This window comes from Tritonibacter horizontis, from assembly GCF_001518015.1.
Lineage (GTDB): Bacteria > Pseudomonadota > Alphaproteobacteria > Rhodobacterales > Rhodobacteraceae > Epibacterium > Epibacterium horizontis.
This window is the reverse complement of sequence record NZ_LPUY01000065.1, coordinates 24,450-42,168: the sequence shown is the minus strand read 5'-3', so window position 1 is coordinate 42,168 and position 17,719 is coordinate 24,450. Positions and strand designations below refer to the sequence as shown.

Annotated in this window: 16 protein-coding genes; 7 read left to right on the top strand and 9 right to left on the bottom strand. The window is 63.4% G+C overall.

From position 1 onward, the window contains the following. Positions 1-3: 3 nt before the first annotated feature. On the bottom strand, positions 4-1,041 hold the full coding sequence (gene deoC / locus TRIHO_RS11340; protein WP_082705114.1) for a deoxyribose-phosphate aldolase: 1,038 nt from the start codon (positions 1,039-1,041) through the stop codon (positions 4-6). A gap of 211 nt (positions 1,042-1,252) precedes the next feature. Here deoC and TRIHO_RS11335 point away from each other — a divergent pair, with 211 nt between their 5' ends. From TRIHO_RS11335 to TRIHO_RS11305, 7 genes are all read left to right on the top strand, one after another. Next, the gene (locus TRIHO_RS11335; RefSeq protein ID WP_068243408.1) at positions 1,253-2,218 is read left to right on the top strand and encodes a metal ABC transporter solute-binding protein, Zn/Mn family; all 966 of its coding nucleotides are present in this window, start codon (positions 1,253-1,255) and stop codon (positions 2,216-2,218) included. Between the two features lie 2 nt (positions 2,219-2,220). Next, positions 2,221-3,024: a metal ABC transporter ATP-binding protein gene (locus tag TRIHO_RS11330; RefSeq protein ID WP_068243406.1), complete on the top strand. Its 804-nt coding sequence runs from the start codon at positions 2,221-2,223 to the stop codon at positions 3,022-3,024. A 5-nt stretch (positions 3,025-3,029) separates the two neighbouring features. Beyond that, the gene (locus TRIHO_RS11325) at positions 3,030-4,232 is read left to right on the top strand and encodes a metal ABC transporter permease (RefSeq protein WP_068243403.1); all 1,203 of its coding nucleotides are present in this window, start codon (positions 3,030-3,032) and stop codon (positions 4,230-4,232) included. Further along, positions 4,232-5,158 carry a metal ABC transporter permease gene (locus tag TRIHO_RS11320; RefSeq protein ID WP_068243401.1) on the top strand — a complete coding sequence of 309 codons (927 nt, stop codon included), beginning with the start codon at positions 4,232-4,234 and terminating at the stop codon, positions 5,156-5,158. The genes TRIHO_RS11325 and TRIHO_RS11320 overlap by 1 nt, the downstream gene beginning before the upstream one ends. A gap of 91 nt (positions 5,159-5,249) precedes the next feature. Beyond that, a complete protein-coding gene (gene mutL, locus TRIHO_RS11315; protein ID WP_068243398.1) occupies positions 5,250-7,184 on the top strand; it encodes a DNA mismatch repair endonuclease MutL in 1,935 nt (644 codons plus the stop codon). Between the two features lie 18 nt (positions 7,185-7,202). After that, positions 7,203-8,438, top strand: coding sequence for a DNA recombination protein RmuC (locus TRIHO_RS11310; protein WP_068243395.1), 1,236 nt, complete (start codon positions 7,203-7,205; stop codon positions 8,436-8,438). Further along, complete coding sequence (locus tag TRIHO_RS11305; protein WP_068243391.1) at positions 8,435-9,781, top strand: adenylate/guanylate cyclase domain-containing protein; 1,347 nt, start codon at positions 8,435-8,437, stop codon at positions 9,779-9,781. Before TRIHO_RS11310 ends, TRIHO_RS11305 begins: the two co-directional genes overlap by 4 nt. Here TRIHO_RS11305 and TRIHO_RS11300 read toward each other — a convergent pair. The 8 genes from TRIHO_RS11300 to TRIHO_RS11265 form a co-directional block, all read right to left on the bottom strand. Then, positions 9,774-10,862, bottom strand: coding sequence for a sensor histidine kinase (locus TRIHO_RS11300; protein ID WP_068243388.1), 1,089 nt, complete (start codon positions 10,860-10,862; stop codon positions 9,774-9,776). The two genes, TRIHO_RS11305 and TRIHO_RS11300, sit on opposite strands and share 8 nt — an antisense overlap. Before the next feature lie 205 nt (positions 10,863-11,067). Further along, positions 11,068-12,210: a saccharopine dehydrogenase family protein gene (locus tag TRIHO_RS11295; RefSeq protein ID WP_068243386.1), complete on the bottom strand. Its 1,143-nt coding sequence runs from the start codon at positions 12,208-12,210 to the stop codon at positions 11,068-11,070. A gap of 29 nt (positions 12,211-12,239) precedes the next feature. Beyond that, on the bottom strand, positions 12,240-13,292 hold the full coding sequence (locus TRIHO_RS11290; RefSeq protein ID WP_068243381.1) for a saccharopine dehydrogenase: 1,053 nt from the start codon (positions 13,290-13,292) through the stop codon (positions 12,240-12,242). An 11-nt stretch (positions 13,293-13,303) separates the two neighbouring features. Then, positions 13,304-13,918 (bottom strand): glutathione S-transferase family protein, encoded by a 615-nt coding sequence (locus TRIHO_RS11285; protein WP_068243378.1) that lies wholly within the window; start codon positions 13,916-13,918, stop codon positions 13,304-13,306. A 24-nt stretch (positions 13,919-13,942) separates the two neighbouring features. After that, the gene (locus TRIHO_RS11280; RefSeq protein ID WP_068243375.1) at positions 13,943-14,599 is read right to left on the bottom strand and encodes a histidine phosphatase family protein; all 657 of its coding nucleotides are present in this window, start codon (positions 14,597-14,599) and stop codon (positions 13,943-13,945) included. 120 nt (positions 14,600-14,719) lie between these two features. Next, the gene (locus TRIHO_RS11275) at positions 14,720-14,947 is read right to left on the bottom strand and encodes a WGR domain-containing protein (RefSeq protein ID WP_068243372.1); all 228 of its coding nucleotides are present in this window, start codon (positions 14,945-14,947) and stop codon (positions 14,720-14,722) included. 84 nt (positions 14,948-15,031) lie between these two features. Next, a complete protein-coding gene (locus TRIHO_RS11270) occupies positions 15,032-15,751 on the bottom strand; it encodes a response regulator transcription factor (protein ID WP_068243369.1) in 720 nt (239 codons plus the stop codon). After that, entirely contained in the window at positions 15,744-17,648 is a 1,905-nt protein-coding gene (locus TRIHO_RS11265; RefSeq protein WP_068243365.1) for a hybrid sensor histidine kinase/response regulator, read from the bottom strand. Before TRIHO_RS11265 ends, TRIHO_RS11270 begins: the two co-directional genes overlap by 8 nt. Between the last annotated feature and the right edge of the window lie 71 nt (positions 17,649-17,719).

The following is a 17,719-nucleotide window of genomic DNA, read 5'->3' as shown; positions in this document are numbered from 1 at the left end:
TCCTCACGCCATCGGGTGGCGGTAGCCGGCAGAATAGGCGCCGGTCACGTGGTGTTCGAGCTGGCGTTCGATATCGCCGAGCAGGCTGGAGGCGCCAAAGCGGAACAGGTCGGGCTGAACCCAGCGGTTGCCCAGTTCCTCTTTCATCAGGCTGAGATAAACCAGTGCGTCCTTGGCCTTGGAAATGCCGCCAGCGGGTTTGTAGCCGACGTGGACGCCGGTTCGTTCGTAATAGTCCCGAATGGCGCGGATCATCACCAGCGAGACGGGCAGGGTGGCATTCACCCCTTCCTTGCCGGTGGAGGTCTTGATGAAATCAGCGCCTGCCATCATGCAGATCATCGAGGCGCGGGCGACATTGCGCAGGGTGCCCAGCTCGCCGGTGGCCAGGATCGCCTTCACATGCGCCTCGCCGCAGGCCTCGCGGAAGGCTTTCATTTCGTCATAGAGCGCTTGCCAATTTCCCGTGAGCACATGGCGGCGGGAAATTACGATATCAATCTCGCGGGCGCCTGCCTTGACGCTTTCGCGGATCTCTTCGACCCGCAGGTGAAAGGGGGACAGCCCGGCGGGAAAACCGGTGGAGACGGCTGCGACCGGAATGTCGGTGCCATGCAGCGCCCGGACGGCGGCGGGGATCATGTCGTGATAGACGCAGACCGCGCCGGTGGTGATCTTGCTCATGCCGAGGTCTGACAGAATGTCGGCCCGGACCGGCTGTCGTGCCTTGGCGCAGAGGCGCTGCACCCGGGCATCGGTATCGTCGCCGGCCAGGGTGGTGAGGTCGATGCAGGTCACTGCCTTCAACAGCCAGGCGGCTTGGTGGTCTTTCTTGACCGTGCGGCGCCCGGGCAGGCTGGCACAGCGCCGTTCGATGGCAGAGGTGTTCGCCTCGATCCCCAGGGCCCAATCCAGATCCAGCGGCATGCCCGGATTGCGCGGCAGGCCACCGTGAGAGGCGTTTGCCACCGACGCGGCGGCTTGGTCGGCAGGGGCTTTGACGGGCGTCGGTGCGCCGTTGTCTGCGATTTGGCTGTCCATGTGCGGGAGTCCTCGAAAGATTTGCCCGCAAAATCGCATGCCGACCCCCTTCAATGCAAGCATTGGCACCGGGTTTGTTGATCATTTTTTGACCAAAAGGACAAAAACGAAGTCTATTTTGAGAATAATTCTCATTTTCATTGACGAAGTTGCGAGCCGTTCTCATATTGCAGTCAGGTGTTTCGAGAATCTGTGAGCAGGGAGCCCACGCATGCTGAACCGACGACAGACGCTTCTGGGGATTGGCACATTTGCCGGGCTTGCCTCGACGCTGCCGGCTGCGGCAGCGCAGGGCCCGTTGAAGGTCGTGGCCACCACCGGCATGATCGCTGATGCGGCGCGCCAGATCGGCGGTGCCGAGGTGGAGGTGGTGGCCCTGATGGGGGCAGGCGTTGACCCGCACGCCTATCGCCAGACCCGCAGTGACATCGCCGCGATGACACGCGCGGATCTGGTCCTGTGGCACGGGCTGTACCTTGAAGCGCAGATGGAAGATTTCTTTCACGCGCTGGCGCGCAAACGCAAGGTGGTCGCGGTGGCGGAGGCCACGCCAAAGGATCTGCTGCGCCGCCATGATGACTATGCCGACAAATACGACCCCCATGTCTGGATGAGCCCCCGGATGTGGACCTATGTGGTGGCGGAGGTTGCGCGCGCCCTGACCCAGGCGCGGCCGGAGGCCGCCGGGATTTTCGACACCAATCTGACCCGCCACCTGGGCGAGCTGGACCGTCTGTCGGCCTACGGCCAACAAATCGTGTCCGATGTTCCGCAGGACAACCGGGTGTTGGTCACGGCGCATGATGCCTTTGGGTATTTCGGGCGCGACTATGGTTTCGAGGTGCTGGGCCTGCAGGGGATTTCCACCCAGTCCGAAGCGGGGCTGAACCGCATCGGAACCCTGGTGGATATCCTGGTGGCGCGCCAGATCGGGGCCGTTTTTGTCGAAACCTCGGTCGCTGACCGGTCGATGCGGGCCCTGATCGAGGGGGCGGGCGCCAAGGGTCACGATGTCGTGATCGGGGGAGAGCTGTTTTCCGACGCCATGGGCGCAGATGGGACCTATGAGGCGACTTATATTGGTATGCTGGACCATAACTTTACCACCATCGCCGGGGCGTTGGGCGCGGATGTGCCTGTCGGCGGCATGGATGGCAAACTCGGGGCGGGACATTAGCCATGCAACTTTCACTGGCCAGCCAGAACGGACAGTCTGCGGCAGAGGCGGGGCTGAGCAGCAGCCCGCTTTGCATTCGGGGCCTGACCGTCAGCTATGGCGAAAAGCCGGCCGTCTTTTCGGTCGACATGACCGTCGTGGCTGGGCAGATGACCGCGATCATCGGACCAAATGGCGCCGGCAAGTCGACCTTGCTCAAGGCGGCGCTGGGGATCGTGCCACCGCTGTCGGGCCGGGTGCAGGTCTTTGGCCGGCCGCTCGACCATCAACGAGCGCGCATTGCCTATGTGCCGCAGCGGGCCTCGGTCGACTGGGATTTCCCCACTCGCGTCATCGACGTGGTGATGATGGGGCTGTACCGGGACCTCGGCCTGCTTGGGCGTATCCGGGGCAGCCACCGTCAGATCGCGCGGGACTGTCTTGACCGGGTTGGCATGCACGAATTTTCCGAGCGCCAGATCGGCCAGCTGTCGGGTGGCCAGCAGCAGCGGGTGTTTCTGGCGCGGGCGCTGGCCCAGGGCGCGGATCTGTACCTGCTGGATGAACCCTTTGCCGGGGTCGATGCGGCGACGGAAAAGGCGATCATCAGCGTGCTGAAGGATCTGCGGGCCGAGGGCAAGACCGTGGTCGCCGTGCATCATGATCTGGCGACGGTGCGGGATTATTTCGACAATGTGTTCCTGATCAACACCCGCAAGGTGGCCGAAGGCCCGGTGGACGAGGCCTTCACGGCGGAGACATTGCAGGCGGCCTATGGCGGACGTCTGGCGACGGCGCAGGTTGACCAAATTGCCACGACGGCCTGACGCGCATGTTGTTTGACGCACTGTTTTTGCAATTGGGCTACAACGCCACGCTGGTCGCGGTGGGTGCGACGCTACTGGGGGCCGCCTCGGGGATCACCGGAACGTTTCTGTTCCTGCGCAAACGGGCGTTGGTTTCCGACGCGGTGAGCCATGCGACATTGCCCGGCATCTGCGTGGCGTTCCTGATCCTCGTCGGTCTTGGCGGCGAGGGGCGCAATCTGGCGGCCCTGCTGGTCGGATCCGCCGTGTCAGCAGGGATCGGTCTGTGGTGCATGAACTGGCTGACCCGCAACACCCGCCTGGCCGAGGATGCCGCCATTGGCGCTGTCCTGTCGGTCTTCTTCGGGTTTGGTGTCGTTCTGCTGACGGTGATCCAGACGCTGGGATCCGGGCGGCAGGCGGGGCTTGAGGGGTTCCTGCTGGGTTCTACCGCGGGGATGCTTTATTCGGACGCGCTGGTCATTGCCGGGGGCGGCGCGGCGGTGCTGGTCATGATCCTGCTGGCGCGGCGTCCGATGACGCTTGTGGCGTTCGATCCGGAGTATGCGGCGGCGCGGGGCCTGTCGGTCAGCAGGATCGACATGTTGATGATGGCGCTTGTGATGGCCGTGACGGTCGTTGGCCTCAAGGTCGTTGGCTTGATCCTGATCGTGGCGCTCTTGATCATCCCGCCGGTGACGGCGCGGTTCTGGACCGAGCGGGCGGATCAGGTGGTCATCCTGTCTGGTATCCTTGGTGCGGTGGCGGCCTACCTCGGCGCGGCCCTTTCGGCCTCGGCCCCGAATTTGCCGACCGGACCGATCATCGTGCTGATGAGCTTTGCCCTGTTTGCGCTGTCGCTGCTGGTGGCCCCGAATCGGGGTGTGCTGGCCGCTGTGCTGCGGCATCGGCGGTTTCAGCGGCGTGTTCACCTGCGTCAGGGCCTGCTTGCGCTGGCTCAGGCGCAGACCATCTATGAGCCGCTGACACTGCGGCTGTTGGCGCGGGCGGGGCTGGTGCGGGCCGATGGCGTCGCGACGCGGGCCGGTCGCGCCCGGGCGGCCAAGGCCCTGCGGGACGAGCGGCGCTGGGAAATCCTGCGCCGCGATCAGGCACAGGAGGCCGCAGCGGCGCTCTATGATGGATTGCGTGAGATCGAAACCGTGTTGACACCGGATCAAATCGCCGAAATCGACGGCAAGATCGTCCCCGCAAGGGAGGCCCATTGATGGCGAGCGAGTTTGTAACCCTGTCCCTGACGCCGCTCCTGATCGGGATCTTTGCGGCGGTGGCCTGTGCCCTGCCGGGAAATTTCCTGTTGCTGCGCAAACAGGCGCTGATCGGCGATGCCATCAGCCATGTGGCGCTGCCGGGGATTGTGGTTGCCTTTTTGCTGACGGGGGCGATTTCCACCTGGCCGATGATGCTGGGGGCGGCGGGCGCTGCGATCGTGGCGGTGGTCATGATCGAGGGGATCCGCCGGCTGGGGCGGATCGAACCGGGCGCTGCCATGGGGGTGGTGTTCACCACGCTGTTTGCCGCCGGGGTGTTGCTGCTGGAGCAAAGCGACACGTCCTCGGTGCATCTTGATGTGGAACACGCGCTTTATGGCAACCTGGAGAGCCTGATCTGGCTTGACGGTACCGGCTGGGACTCGTTGCTGGATCCGCAGGCCCTGGCCTATCTGCCGGTGGAGCTGCCACGGATGGCGGCGACGCTGGTCGTCGTGGCCGCCTTCATCGCCCTGTTCTGGCGGCCATTGAAAATCGCCACCTTCGACGAGGGATTTGCTCGCACGCTGGGGATGCGCACCGAATGGCTCGGGCTGGCGTTGGTCCTGATGGCGGCACTTGCAGCGGTCGCTGCCTTTGATGCGGTGGGGTCGATCATCGTGATTGCCATGTTCATCTGTCCGCCCGCCGCCGCCCGGATGATGACCAACCGGCTGGAGGTGCAGGTGGGCTGGAGCGTGGTTTTTGCATCCGTTTCAGCGATTGTCGGCTATGTCCTCGCAGGCTATGGCCCGATGTGGGTGGGGATGGCGGATGCGGTCAGCGCGGCAGGCATGATTGCCACCGTCTCTGGCGTGATCCTTGCCATTTCGGCGCTCTGGGGTCCGTGCCGTCGTCGCGCGGGCGCACCGTCGGGCGTCTGAGCGTCAACCCGCGCAACCGGTATTGAAGCCCCCTGCGACAGGGCGTATTGCGGGTGGCAGAATCGCGCAGCAGCATGCTAAATATAGTGTTATGTCTACTCCCAACCCCCAAATCAGCGAATCCCCCACCCAAGTGCGCCCGGTCATCCGGCAGCTCGACGAGAGTGCGATCAACCGGATCGCCGCCGGCGAGGTCGTGGAGCGTCCGGCCTCTGCGGTGAAAGAACTGGTGGAGAACGCCATTGATGCCGGGGCAACCCGGATCACAGTGGAGATCGCGGATGGCGGCAAGACGCTGATCCGGGTTACCGACAATGGCTGCGGCATGTCGCCTGCGGATCTGCCAATGGCCCTGTCGCGTCATGCCACGTCCAAGATCGACGGGTCCGATCTTCTGAACATCCATACCTTTGGCTTTCGGGGCGAGGCGCTGCCTTCGCTTGGTGCGGTGGGGCGACTGACCATTACCAGTCGCGCCGAGGGGCACGAGGCCGCCCAGCTCCGTGTCAGCGGCAGTCAGATGGACCCGGTCAAGCCCGCGGCCCTGCGCCAGGGCACGGTTGTCGAGCTGCGGGATCTGTTCTTTGCGACGCCGGCGCGGCTGAAGTTCATGCGAACCGACCGGGCCGAAAGCCAGGCGATTGCCGATACGGTGAAACGCTTGGCGATGGCCGAACCTGCGGTCGGGTTCACGCTGCGCGATGTCTCCGGCGGTGGTGAGGGGCGGGTCGTGTTCCGCGCGGACCCGATGAATGGCGATCTGTTTGATGCGCTGCATGGGCGCCTGGCCCATGTGATCGGGCGGGAATTTGCAGAAAACGCGCTAAAGATCGACGCAGCCCGGGACGAGATCCGCCTGTTTGGCTATGCAGCGCTGCCGACCTATTCGCGCGGGGCTGCGGTGACGCAATTCCTGTTCGTGAATTCGCGCCCGGTGAAGGACAGGCTGCTGACCGGGGCCTTGCGCGCCGCTTATATGGATTTTCTCAGCCGTGACCGTCACCCTGCGGCGGCCTTGTTTCTGGATTGCGACCCGACACTGGTGGATGTCAACGTCCACCCGGCCAAATCCGAAGTGCGGTTTCGCGATCCCGGCGTGGCGCGCGGCTTGATCGTTTCTGCCCTGCGCCATGGGCTGGCAGAGGCGGGGCACCGGGCTTCATCCACGGTGGCGGGGGCCACGCTGGGTGCAATGCGGCCCGAACCCCCCACGGCCTCTGGTGCGCCACGTATCTATCAGATGGACCGGCCATCGCGCGGCGCACGCAACAGCGCCTATGCGGCGCAATCCCCCGGCATGCCGCAGGAGCGGACCCTTGATGCGCCGCCATCGGCGGGCTTTGCGGAACTTTCCAGCGCCTATAGTGGCCGCCTCGTCGAAGAGCCGCAGCCTGGTGCAGATCACGCCGGGACAGCAGCCCAGGCGGAGTCTGCCCGGATCGAAGAGCTGCCTCTGGGCGCGGCCCGCGGGCAGGTGCACGAGAACTACATTATTGCGCAGACCCGCGACGGTATGGTGATCGTCGATCAGCATGCAGCGCATGAACGGCTGGTGTATGAGAAGCTCAAAACACAGATGGCCGACACCGGCGTTGCCGCTCAGGCGCTGCTGATCCCGGAAATCGTCGAGCTATCGCAGGATGATTGCGCCCGGCTGCTGGAGGTTGCCGAGGATCTGGCGCGGTTTGGTCTCGGGATCGAGGCCTTTGGCGGCAATGCGGTGGCGGTGCGGGAAACGCCCGCGATCCTTGGTGAAGTCAATGCTGAGGCGATGATCCGGGATATTCTGGACGAACTGGCTGATCAGGGCGAAAGCCAGCTTGTTCAGGCGCGGCTTGAGGCGATCCTGTCCCGCGTTGCCTGCCACGGCTCGATCCGGTCAGGGCGGCGTATGCGCGGCGAGGAGATGAACGCGCTCCTGCGCGAGATGGAGGCGACGCCGCATTCCGGGCAATGCAACCATGGCCGCCCCACCTATGTGGAATTGAAACTTGCAGATATCGAACGCCTGTTCGGCCGCAGCTAGCAGCTCAAGGAGTGTCTGATGGAGGGCATGGATGAGGCCATCGCCAATATGGATGCGCTGGGTCTGATGATTCTGGGCGCTGGCGCGGCTGTTCTGTTGCTGTTCGTTCTGCTGTTTCTGTCGATGCGAAACTCGGCGCGGGCGGTGCGGGCAATTGCGCCGCTGACGCAGCAGATGACCAATATCGGTCAGGTTGCGCAGCAGCTGTCTTCCGGGCAGGAGGCGTTGCGCGGCAATCTCCAGACCGTCTCTGATACGCAGGCGAATGCCCAGTTGCAGATCCTGCAAACGATGGAAAACCGGCTGGGCGATGTGCAGCAGCGGATGAACGACCGGCTGGCGGACAACGCCATGAAACAGGCCCGCGCCATTGCCGAAATGCAGGAACGGATGAGCGAGAGCCTGCATGGCAACGCCAAGCGCACTGCGACCTCGTTGACGCAGTTGCAGGAACGTCTTGCCGTGATCGACAAGGCGCAGGACAATATCACCAAACTGTCGGGCGATGTGCTGTCGCTGCAGGATATCCTGTCGAACAAGCAAACGCGCGGGGCATTTGGCGAGATCCAGTTGAACGATATTGTGTCCAAGGCGCTGCCGACCGATGCCTATGCGTTCCAGTATTCGCTGTCCAACGGCAAGCGCGCCGATTGCATCATCCGTCTGCCCAACCCGCCGGGCCCGATTGTCATCGATTCCAAATTCCCGCTGGAACCCTATGAGGCCCTGCGCCGGGCCGAGACGCCAGAGGAGCGGGCACAGGCTGCGCGGTTGCTGAAGGGCGCCTTGCGCAAGCACATCCGGGACATCTCGGATAAATATATCCTTGAAGGCGAAACGGCCGATGGCGCGCTGCTGTTCCTCCCGTCCGAAGCGGTCTATGCGGAGCTGCACGCCAATTTCTCTGATGTGGTGCGCGAAGGGTTCTCGCTTAAGGTCTGGATCGTCTCCCCGACCACCTGCATGGCGACCCTCAACACCATGCGGGCGATCCTGAAGGATGCGCGGATGCGGGAACAGGCGGGGGCGATCCGAAAGGAACTCGGGTTGCTCCACAAGGATGTGGAGCGTCTGGGTGACCGGGTGGTCAATCTGGACCGTCATTTCGGCCAGGCGCAAAAGGATCTGTCGGATATCAAGATCAGCGCGGACAAGGCCGGGCGTCGGGCGCAGCGGCTCGACAACTTCGATTTTGAAGAGCTCAGCGCCGAAGGCGTGGGCCAGGTCGTCGCCTTGGAAACACCGGGAGAATGAGGACACGTTCGGGGCGCGGGCGTCCGACGCCGAATGCCGCTTTGTTGCGCGAAGCGGAGCTGCGGGCGGAAAAGATCGTCTCGATCCTGCGGATCCTGGTGTCACTTGGGTTGATACTGGTGTTTTTCCTCGCGGTGGGCAAACCGCCAGTAGAGGTCGCGGAGGTCCTGCACAAACAATGGGTCTTTGCGGTCCTGTCGATGCTGAGCTATCTCGGGCTCGGGATCCTGAGCCTCTGGCTGGCCAACAGCGGCCGATTTCGGCGCTGGATGATCTGGCCGGCTGTGACCTTTGACTGCCTGTTCATTCTGGTGAACACATGGGTCGGGCTGGAGAATTTGGCGATGCCGGGCGTGCTTCTCTTCCTGCTGCCGTCGACCTGGCTGGTGCCGGTTGTGCTGGCGTTTGCGGTGCTGCGCTTCAACCCGTATTTGCAGGCCTATTGCGTCACGCTGATGACGATTGGCCTGTGTTACCTGAGCTTTCGCACCGATCATGTCGTGACCGAAGAGGTGGTCTTGCGGCTTAGCTACCTGGTTGTCGCGGCGCCCAATATCGCCCGCCTGGCGATGATCCTGCTGGCCGGGGTGGTGCTGGTGGTGGCGGCGGCTGCCCTGCGGCAATTGCTGCACCGGTCGCTGATCGAAACGGAGCGGCGGCTGTCGTTGACACGGTATCTGCCCGCGCGCCTGGCAGAGCGTGTCCGGGCCGAAGCCCTGGAAGATGTCCGCCAGGGCCGGCGGCAGGACATGGGCGTCTTGTTTGTTGACCTGCGCGCGTTCACCTCCTGGTCGGAGGGGCGCGATCCGGCCGAGGTCGGAGCATTTTTGACGGATTTTCGCATCAGGGTGCAACGCGCGGCGCGGCAAACAAACGGCATGGTGGATAAATTCATCGGCGACGGGGCCATGTTGCTGTTCGATGGGACCGCGGCGGCGGAGCGCGCTTTGCGCTGTGCGTTTTGTCTGTCTGACGAAATGAGGGACTGGTCAGAATACCGCCACGCCAAGGCGCTCCCCCCGGTTCGGGTGGGGATCGGCCTCCATTGGGGAGAGGTGTTTTCGGGTGTTGTCGGGGACGAGGAACGTCTGGAATATGCGGCACTGGGCGATACGGTCAATACGGCCTCGCGGCTGGAGCAACTGACCAAGGAACACGACATGGAGATCATCGTGTCAGGGGCCTTGTTGGATCAGGTGGCGCCCGAGGGGGCGCCCGCGCGCGACGGTTGGACGACCCTGCCACCGGCGGTCTTGCGCGGGCGGCGCGGGGCGATCGCGCTCTTTGGACGGGGGCGGCCTGTGTTGCCGGAGGCTGACCCGGCCGTGAAACCGGTCAGCTGACCTTGAGCTGGTCGATGTCGTCCGTATTGGGGTCGAGTATCTCGCCGGGTAGGGTGAAGCGAATGACGGCGCCACCATCCGCCGCGTTTTCGGCCTCAATCTGGCCCCCGCGGGTCTGAACAAGACGGCGCACGCCGAGAAGGCCAAACCCGCCTTCTGTCCGCAAGGTGCCCGTGTTGAGCAACACCACGGACGGATCTTTCAGGCCGGGGCCATTGTCGCGCACCTCGATCCTGATGAAGCCGGGGCTGTCCGGGGCGAGACTGACCCAAAGCTGAAAATCATCCAGATCCGGCCCGCGCGCATGTTTCATGGCATTGTCGACCAGATTGCGCAGGACAATCAGCGTCGCGGCGCGGTCCCCGTCGAGCCAGCCCCCGGAGATATGGCATTTGCAGGCACCCAGCGGATCAAACAGCCCCACGACCTCACGCACGAGGTCTTCAAAGTTGAACTTTCGGATATCTGACTGAGTCGAGGTCGCCTGCGCATGAGAGAGAATATCGGCGATCATGGTCATGGCGCGGGTGCCGATCTGTTCAAGCATGTCGATCAGTTCCAGTTTGCCATCCCCGAGATCGGTGAAATCCTCCCGCAACATCTCTGCAATCATGCTAACATGACGGATCGGGGTGCGCAGATCATGGGCGGCCAGATTGACGAAATCCTCGATCTCGGACTGGAACATTTCCACATCGAGCGAGAGATCTTTGAGCTTGCTCAGACTGGAAATATCCTTGGTCGTTCCGACAATCCGGCGCACTTGTCCTTCGGGCGTCAAAATCGGGCGCAGCGTCACCTCGATCTGCATTTCTTCGCCGTGCAACGGCAGATGCGACTGGTAGCTCAGCGCAGCGGCGGTTTCGAGGACCGTTAGGTGGTGTTGATAGATCACCTCGCCATACTGACCGGGAAACAAGTCTTTGATGGTTTTGCCCACGACGTCGGCAACGTCGCGCTGTACATGGCCGAGAGCGTAGCTGTTGAAGGCAACGTAGCGCGGCACCCCGGCGCTGTCGGGTTCCAGAACGAACACGGCCTGTTCGACCTGGTCCAGAAGAGCAATTTCATCCGGTGTCATTGCAGCGTCTCCACCTTGCCAGCAGCCAACCGCCCGACCGGATCTGTGGGTGCTGAGAGTGCAGAGACGACCACTCGGTCCACAGGCTGGCGCGGGGGCGCACCGCCGACCCTGTCAGGTTTCCACTAAAGAAGCGTAAATTGCTGCGGGTGGCAAAACAGTGGCCCCGCGCCCACCAAAGTCGATGCGCGCGGGAAAAAGGCGTTCAGGATGTATGTGAGACAACCTGTAAATGCTGTGCAAGTGCGCCGATGCGGCCCATCCAGCTGTCGACCAGCGCCGGATCGCTGGGCGCGGCGCTGACGCCGGCGGCGATCTTGCCGTTCATGGCCGCCTCGATGGCAAAGGAGACCGGGTAGGACACCAGCCGTGCCATCGCGCTGCCACGGTCATCACCCCAGGCATCCATCACATAGGTCTTGTGCCATTTGGTCTGGCCGTCGCGCTCTGCCTTGAGATCAACGCAGAGGACCACTCGGTCCGGCTCCCCTTCGTCATAGGCGTGATCGGTCCAGAACTGATCTGACATTTCCTTGAGTCTTGCGTCGCCTTCGGGCCCTTCGAGGGTCTCGACCTCGCGGAACACATCCGCCCAGGCATCGCTCCAGCCGTTGAGCCGCAGGGTGCCGCGCACGAAGGTCTTCACCTTCCAGTCCTTGCCGAAATGATACTGCTCCATAAAGGGAAGCGAGTCGCGGTTGGGATAGACCTGAAAGCTCTCTGGCGTGGCCAGGGGGGCATCATAGGTCGAGATCGCATCCCAGGGGCGGGCGACATCGTAGGTTTTGAAATCGCGAATGGACCGCGACGGCGACCGCAACGCTTTCAGCACTCCGAGCGGCGACCAGCTGAACTTGTAGCGAAACGGGTTCGGCGTTTTCGGGATGCCACCGCAATAGGACAGGAAGCTCAGCTCGTTGTCGGCGTCAAAGGCGGGGGAGTCCGCATATTCCGCCACCAGCGCATGGGCCATCAGGTGGTCGATCCCCGGATCAAGGCCAACCTCGTTCACCAGCGCGACGCCGGCGGCCTTTGCCTTGTCATCCAGCGCCCGCATTTCGGGCGAGATATAGGAGGACGACACAAAATGAGCGCCCTTCGCAATTGCCAGTTCTGCCAGTTCGACATGCCAGTCGCCGGGCAGCATGGACACCACGACATCCGCCGGGCTGAGCAGCTCTGACAGGCGGGTGATCGAGAATTTGTGGATGTTGGTGGTCAGGTCACCCACGGCCTCGGTGGCCTTTTCGGGTGTGCGGTTCCAGACGGCGACGTCATGGCCCGCTTCAAGCAGGCGGCGCAGGCCGGGAATCGCGGAGAGGCCGGTGCCGCACCAATGAATAGTCATGTCAGTTCTCCTTCTTGCGGGCAGGTCGATCAGCCTGCCACATGTTCGTCAAAGACCGCCCGCGCCCGCGCCCAGACACCGGAATCGAGATCGGTGAGGGTTCGAAGGCTCGCCAGGAGCTGGTCGGCATAATCCTCGGAGCTTTCGGCGGGCAGCATCGAGGGCAGGTTGTCAATTGCCATCACGTCAAGCACCGGCGCCTGTGCAACCCTCAGGACCGGCGCGTCCCAGGTGGTGGCACGGTCATAGACCGGAACCGGATTGTAGTCGCTATCGGGGTCGCAGGCCACATCGCCAATTGCAGTGAGCCTGCGGTCGGCCGCAAGGGCCTCTTGCGGGACGAAGACGGGGGTGCCGGGGCGGGCAAAGATACAGTTCAGGAACAGGTCGTGGGTCAGGATCTGCGGGAACGGACCGCCGCTGGCGGTTTCGGCCATGTCCCATTTGGTGACGGTGACGCCCATCGCCTCGCACAGGTCGGCCGCACCGGCGCCGACGCGACCAAGCGCACCGATCACGATGGCCGTCGGCCGCGCCTTGCCCGTGTCATCCAGCGCGCGACCCAGATCGGAGAGCAAGGCGTGTTTGTCGCTGTAGGCACCGACCGGGCCGCAGATCTCCTGGTGTTGCTGCGCGGCCCAGGCCTTGAGCGTGACAGCGGCACCGGCATAACCGGCCCAGTAGCCAAAGGCGGCGACCCGGCGACCGGTTTCGTCCACCAGATACTCCAGATCATAAAGCGTCCCGCCGCCCTCGCGGAACCGGCGCAGCAGCGCCTTGCCGGAGTGCTGGCCCTTGAAGGCATGGCCGAACATGATGTGGCGATGGGGCAGGGGGGTGCCGTCCTCCGGCAGTTCCTTGAGACCGAAAATGATCGCATCGCGAGGGGCATCCGGCCATGTGTTTTCTGCGGCGATGTCGCAGCCGGCGTCGATATAGCCCTGCAACGGGATGGCCCGCGTTTTACTTTCCTCGATGGTGACGCGGATGCCGACATCCATGAGGGCCTTGGCCCCGGCGGGCGTCAGGCCGACGCGATCTTCGTTTGGGCGCTGTTCGGCCCGGACCCAAAGGTGTGTCATGGTGGTGTCCTTCAAAGCATATTCTTGGCGCGTGCGGCCTGCACGCTCTTGCGGGCTTCCATCTCTGCCATAAAGGCGGTGATCTTCGGGAACCGTTGGTGTTTCACCCCGTCGCCTTCGAGCCAGGTGCAGATCACGTAAAGATAGCAATCCGCAAGACTGAGGGTCTGGCCCAGCACGAAGGGTCCCTTCAGGCCGAAGGTCTCGATATAGTCGCAAGAGGCCGCCATGGTTTCCGGCACCTTTCGGGCCATGTCCTTGAGCGACGCGGGGTTGGAGGCCCAGCGGGTCCCGCGCATCTTGTGGGCGTGGTTCACATGCATGGTCGAGGCGAGATAATACATCACCTCCCGCATCCGGGCTGCGAGGATCGGATCCGTGGGGCGCAAGGCCGCTTCTGGTGCCAGATCGGCGACATAGTCCAGCAGCGCGCCGGTTTCGGTCAGGATGCCGCCATCGACCACCAGGACCGGCACGCGCGCTTTGGGATTGATCTGGCGATAGGCCGCGGAGGTTTGTTCCTTTTCGGCAAAGTTCACCTTGACCGCCTGATAGTCCAGCTGGGCTTCTTCCAGCGCGATGGCCACGGCGACAGAGATTGTATTGGGCGCGTAGTATAGCTGCATAAGGGGTCTCCTGCTTGGGCGCAGTCAGAGGTGGGTGCGGGCATATTGGCGGTCGGGCGCTTCCAGATGCGGCACGGCGTTGAACAGCACCGGCGCGTAATGGCCGCCGATATTGTGCAGCCGGTGCAGCGAACTGTTCATCACGGCCAGGGCAATGCGTGCGGTGGCTGCGATCTTCAGGTCAAGGCATTGGCGCATCACCATGGAGATCAGCCCCCCGGAGGTGACCACCAGTGCCGGGCCCTCGTCGGCGGCAACCTCTTCCAGCGCCGCCTTTGTGCGGCTTTCAAAGTCCCGCCAGCTTTCGGGCGGTTCTGCGATGCGATCCTCGGACCAGGCGGCAAAGACCTGCGGCAGGTGGGCGACAAACTGTTCGCGTTCCTTGGGAATGGCCAGACCGTGCTGTGCTTCCATCGCCTGCGCAAGCGTGAAATATTCCATTTCGTTGAGCCGAGGATCCTGGATCAGCGTCCCGGCATCAAAGCCCATCGAGGCCGCAGTTTCCACATGCCGGGTCAGCGTGCCGCAATAGATCCGGCTGTAGTGGTCCTTGCAGTCCCGCAGATGCGCACCAAGCCATTGCGCCTGCTGATGACCGAGCGGGCTCAGCCTGTCATAGCTTTCTTCGTCCCGCGCTGCGGTATTGGCCTGACCGTGCCGGACCAGCGTGATTTCTGACATGGGCCTGCCTCATCGATCCTGTTGCAGAAGTTCTAGGGGAGCAGCGCGCCGGTTGAAAGGGTCAAGTTACGGCTCTGGATCCCTGATCTGCGTACATTGCTGTGCAATTGTGCAATTTGATCAGGCGCGGTCGTAGCCCCGTTTCAACATCCGTTTGCGGTGGCGGTCAGCCGCGACCGACGCGGCCCGCAGGTTGTCGAACAGGTGGATGGCACAGCGGCCCTTGCCCCCTTTGACACCCCATTCGCGCAGCAGTGAAACCTCATCAAAGAGGTTCATTGCAAGCTCGATCCGGTAGAAACGGGCGGGGCGGGTCTGCGCGTGGCGATAGAGAAGACAGGTGGCCATAGTGATTCTTTACGCCAGCCGAATCGCCACCGCAAGAGAGCGGCTGAATTCTGAATGGGTGCCCTGCCCGGGCGTGGGGGGCTGTCAGCTCCAGCTGACATCGCTGAGAAAAATATAGCCTGCGCCATAGATGGTTTTGATCAGGCGCGGATTTTTCGGGTCTTCCCGCAGTTTGGTGCGCAGCCGCGATATGCGCACATCCATCGCCCGGTCAAAGCTGTCGCCGACCCCGCCGCCCAGCCGTTCCATCATCTGAGGGCGAGAGATCAGCCGCTTGGGGCTGTCAAGAAAGAGCCGCAACACTTCGCCTTCGGCGTGGGAGAACGCGGTCTCCTGCCCCTGTTCGTCCTCCAGCACGTAGCGGTCAAAATGCGCGATCCATCCGGCGAAACTGGCCCGGTCGCCGGTGGCTGATTTGCCGTCGCGGGGCGGCACGCGGAGGCGGACACGGATGCGGGCGACGACCTCGGCAGGGTCGAAGGGTTTGGTGATATAGTCGTCGGCGCCCAGCTCCAGACCCGTCACCCGGTCCTGTACCTGCGCCCGGCCTGAAATGATGATGACGCTGGCGCCCTGTTCCAAGGCCAGACGGTGCACCAGCGCCAGCCCGTCGGTGTCGGGCAGCGAGAGATCCACGAGGCAAACATCCGGTGTGACCCGCTTCAGCGCGGCTTCGAAATCGCGGGCGCGGGAAAAACTCTGGGTGCGGTAGCCGGCATCTTCCAGCGTTTCGGTCAGCAGCCGGCGGATTTCGGGTTCGTCATCCAGAATGGTGACCAGCGGGGCGAGGGCGGGGTCACTCATGCGGTGCCTCCTGATGCAGGAGCGCCGCCAGCTGGGATCGCTCGAATGGTTTTTGCAAAAGCGGTGCGGCCGCCAGTGCGGCCTGGTGGTGCGGATCTGAGGGCGGCAGCGAGGTCATCAGGACCACGGGCGGCGCACCATCGCCCAGCCGATGACAGAGATCGACACCGGTCGCGCTGCCTTCGAGCCGTATATCGGAGAGGATCAGGGCGATGCCTTCGACATCGGCGAGCAGGGCGACTGCCTCATCGGCGCTGGTGGCTTCGAGGACGGAATAGCCGAGATCCATCAACAGCGGCCGGTAGGTAGCGCGCAGTGCGTCGCTGTCCTCGACCAGCAGAGCGATACCACCGACGGCCAAAGGGGCAACGCGATAGGGCAGGCGCAGGGTGACCATTGCGCCAGAAACGGTATTGCCGATGCGAATGTCGCCACCGGCCGATTTCACCATGTCGTAGACCATCGACAGGCCAAGCCCGGATCCTTCCTGACCTTTGGTGGTGTAAAATGGGTTCAGCGCATTGTTCAGGGCCTGCGGCGAGAACCCCGGCCCGGTATCACCGACGGAGAACTCGATCCAGGTCTGGCCAACCAGATGGGCCGCGACGGTGATCTGGCCGCTGAGGCCGCAGGCGTCGCGCGCGTTGAGGATCAGGTTGAGCAGGGCATCCTGCAACCGACCGGCGTCGAGCAGATAGGGATCGCTGCCGGTGTTGTCGAGCACACTCAGCCCGACCCCCTGCGGCAGGGAGGGCGTGGCCAGGATCTTCAGCTCTGCCAGCAGCGCATGCAGGTCGGTGGCCTCGGGGCGCAGGCCGCGGTGGCTTGTCATCTCTGCCATACGGTCCAGCAGCCGCCCTCCCCGGCGGGCGGCGGACAGGGTGCCCTCGACCAACTCGGACGCGCCAGTGGGCAGATCCATTGGCGCAAGTTTGGTCTGCATGCCGAGAATGATGGTCAGCAGATTGGAGAAGTCATGTGCCAGGCCACTGGTCATCTGGGCCGCGATTTCGCGTTTGCGGGCCTGTTGCAGGGCAACCCGGGCCTGGGTTTCTTCAGTCACATCCATGGACAGAATAAAGACGCCGCCCGCGTCGTCCGGGGTGAGCGCTACCCGCAACCGGCGGCTGTCCTGATCTTCGGTGAATTCGAACACCGGGCTGTCGCCCTGATAGGCGGCGGCCAGATGTGGGCTGATCCGGGCATAGGCCGCAGGCCCCAGGGCATCGGCGATATGGCGCCCCAAGACATCCGCGGACCGTCCGGGAAACACGTAGCTGAGCCGACCGTTGGTGAAGGTGTAGTAGCCCTCGTGGTCGACGTGGGCGATATGTGCGGGCATCATTTCGGTGGTCAGCCGTGTGCGCGCTTCGATCTGGGTCAGTTGGCGCTGGGTCTCTTCCAGCGTCTTGATGGTGGCAGCAAGGTTGCGGTTGGTGGCGGACAGCTCCTCCGTGTAGCTCAGCACCTGGTCCGACAGTTCCTCGGACTTTGCGCGCAGCAGCTCTTCGACCCGTTTGGTGCGTGAAATATCGGTATAGACCGTTACCCATCCCCCCTGCGGCAGGGGCGCCCCTTCGATCGAGATCACCTTTCCGTTGGCGCGCTGTCGCTCCACGTAATGCGGTACGAAGGCGCGGGCTTGATCGACCCGTTGCTGGACAAACATGTCGATGTCGTCAATCGGGCCATAGTCGCCCTGTTCTGCGATGAAACGGATCGTATCGGAAAAGCTTGCCCCTTCCTGCACCAGCTCGGGCGGGAGGTTGAACATTTCCTGGAACCGGTGGTTGCAGGCCGCCAGGCGCAGGGCGCTGTCATAGACCGACAGGGCCTGCGCAATCAAATTCAAGCCGGCGTCGATCATCGCCGCGCGCTGTGCGTTTGTCTGTTTCATCCATGCTCCCCGCCCCTTGGCTAGCAGGTTGCGCGAGGCAGGCAAAGCGGCTTCTCCCGAGGGCTGCGGGT

What these genes read in the sequence shown, in the direction of transcription:
- TRIHO_RS11320 (WP_068243401.1), top strand. Translation starts at nt 4,232, where the DNA reads ATGGCGAGCGAGTTTGTAACCCTGTCCCTGACGCCGCTCCTGATCGGG.
- TRIHO_RS11285 (WP_068243378.1), bottom strand. Translation starts at nt 13,918, where the DNA reads ATGCAGCTATACTACGCGCCCAATACAATCTCTGTCGCCGTGGCCATC.
- TRIHO_RS11290 (WP_068243381.1), bottom strand. Translation starts at nt 13,292, where the DNA reads ATGACACACCTTTGGGTCCGGGCCGAACAGCGCCCAAACGAAGATCGC.
- TRIHO_RS11300 (WP_068243388.1), bottom strand. Translation starts at nt 10,862, where the DNA reads ATGACACCGGATGAAATTGCTCTTCTGGACCAGGTCGAACAGGCCGTG.
- TRIHO_RS11295 (WP_068243386.1), bottom strand. Translation starts at nt 12,210, where the DNA reads ATGACTATTCATTGGTGCGGCACCGGCCTCTCCGCGATTCCCGGCCTG.
- TRIHO_RS11280 (WP_068243375.1), bottom strand. Translation starts at nt 14,599, where the DNA reads ATGTCAGAAATCACGCTGGTCCGGCACGGTCAGGCCAATACCGCAGCG.
- mutL (WP_068243398.1), top strand. Translation starts at nt 5,250, where the DNA reads ATGTCTACTCCCAACCCCCAAATCAGCGAATCCCCCACCCAAGTGCGC.
- deoC (WP_082705114.1), bottom strand. Translation starts at nt 1,041, where the DNA reads ATGGACAGCCAAATCGCAGACAACGGCGCACCGACGCCCGTCAAAGCC.
- TRIHO_RS11330 (WP_068243406.1), top strand. Translation starts at nt 2,221, where the DNA reads ATGCAACTTTCACTGGCCAGCCAGAACGGACAGTCTGCGGCAGAGGCG.
- TRIHO_RS11265 (WP_068243365.1), bottom strand. Translation starts at nt 17,648, where the DNA reads ATGAAACAGACAAACGCACAGCGCGCGGCGATGATCGACGCCGGCTTG.
- TRIHO_RS11270 (WP_068243369.1), bottom strand. Translation starts at nt 15,751, where the DNA reads ATGAGTGACCCCGCCCTCGCCCCGCTGGTCACCATTCTGGATGACGAA.
- TRIHO_RS11335 (WP_068243408.1), top strand. Translation starts at nt 1,253, where the DNA reads ATGCTGAACCGACGACAGACGCTTCTGGGGATTGGCACATTTGCCGGG.
- TRIHO_RS11325 (WP_068243403.1), top strand. Translation starts at nt 3,030, where the DNA reads ATGTTGTTTGACGCACTGTTTTTGCAATTGGGCTACAACGCCACGCTG.
- TRIHO_RS11305 (WP_068243391.1), top strand. Translation starts at nt 8,435, where the DNA reads ATGAGGACACGTTCGGGGCGCGGGCGTCCGACGCCGAATGCCGCTTTG.
- TRIHO_RS11310 (WP_068243395.1), top strand. Translation starts at nt 7,203, where the DNA reads ATGGAGGGCATGGATGAGGCCATCGCCAATATGGATGCGCTGGGTCTG.
- TRIHO_RS11275 (WP_068243372.1), bottom strand. Translation starts at nt 14,947, where the DNA reads ATGGCCACCTGTCTTCTCTATCGCCACGCGCAGACCCGCCCCGCCCGT.